The 1,165-nt window shown below is 63.7% G+C and carries 1 protein-coding gene; it reads left to right on the top strand.

Annotated elements, in window-relative coordinates; genetic code table 11:
* Positions 1-2: 2 nt before the first annotated feature.
* Positions 3-1,165, top strand: a 1,163-nt coding sequence (locus GR328_RS26495) for an acetyl-CoA carboxylase biotin carboxylase subunit (RefSeq protein ID WP_160888627.1), incomplete at its 3' end; no start/stop codon positions are given.

The raw sequence follows: 1,165 nt of genomic DNA, 5'->3' as shown, positions 1-1,165 counted from the left end.
TCATGTTCGACAAGATCCTGATTGCGAACCGTGGCGAGATCGCGTGCCGGGTGATCAAGACCGCCCGGCGAATGGGCATCAAGACGGTGGCGGTCTATTCCGATGCAGATCGGGACGCCCTCCACGTGGAGATGGCCGACGAGGCGGTGCATATCGGCCCCGCGGCCGCCGCCCAATCCTACCTCGTCATCGAGAAGATCATCGAGGCCTGTAAGGCAACCGGCGCCCAGGCGGTGCATCCCGGCTATGGCTTCCTTTCCGAGCGCGAAGCCTTCCCCAAGGCGCTCGCTGAAGCCGGCATCGTGTTCATCGGCCCCAATCCTGGGGCCATTGCCGCCATGGGCGACAAGATCGAGTCCAAGAAAGCGGCCGCCGCCGCGAAGGTTTCGACGGTGCCGGGCTTTCTCGGCGTCATCGAGGCGCCGGAGCAGGCGGTGCGCATCGCTGACGAGATCGGCTATCCTGTCATGATCAAGGCCTCCGCTGGCGGCGGCGGCAAAGGCATGCGCATCGCCTATTCCTCGGATGAGGTGGCGGAAGGCTTCGCCCGCGCCAAGTCGGAAGCTGCCTCCTCCTTCGGAGACGACCGGGTCTTTATTGAGAAGTTCATTACCGATCCGCGCCATATCGAGATCCAGGTGCTCGGCGACAAGCACGGTAACGTGATCTATCTCGGCGAGCGCGAATGCTCGATCCAGCGCCGTAATCAGAAAGTCATCGAGGAGGCGCCGTCGCCGCTGCTGGATGAAGCCACCCGCCGCCTCATGGGCGAGCAGGCGGTCGCCCTCGCCAAAGCGGTGGGCTACGACTCGGCCGGCACCGTGGAATTCGTGGCGGGGCAGGATAAGTCCTTCTATTTCCTCGAAATGAACACCCGCTTGCAGGTGGAGCATCCGGTCACCGAAATGATCACCGGTATCGACCTCGTGGAAGAGATGATCCGCGTCGCCGCCGGCGAGCCCTTGAGGCTAACCCAGGCCGATGTGAGGCTCCAGGGGTGGTCGGTGGAAAGCCGCATCTACGCCGAGGACCCGGTACGCAACTTCCTGCCGTCGACGGGCCGGCTGGTGACCTATCGCCCGCCGCAGGAGGGCGCAATCGATGGCGTGACTGTACGTAACGACACCGGCGTCTACGAGGGCGGCGAGATCTCGATCTATTACGA

This window comes from Microvirga makkahensis, from assembly GCF_009830105.1.
Classification (GTDB): domain Bacteria; phylum Pseudomonadota; class Alphaproteobacteria; order Rhizobiales; family Beijerinckiaceae; genus Microvirga; species Microvirga makkahensis.
This window is presented reverse-complemented; position numbering and strand designations above follow the sequence as displayed.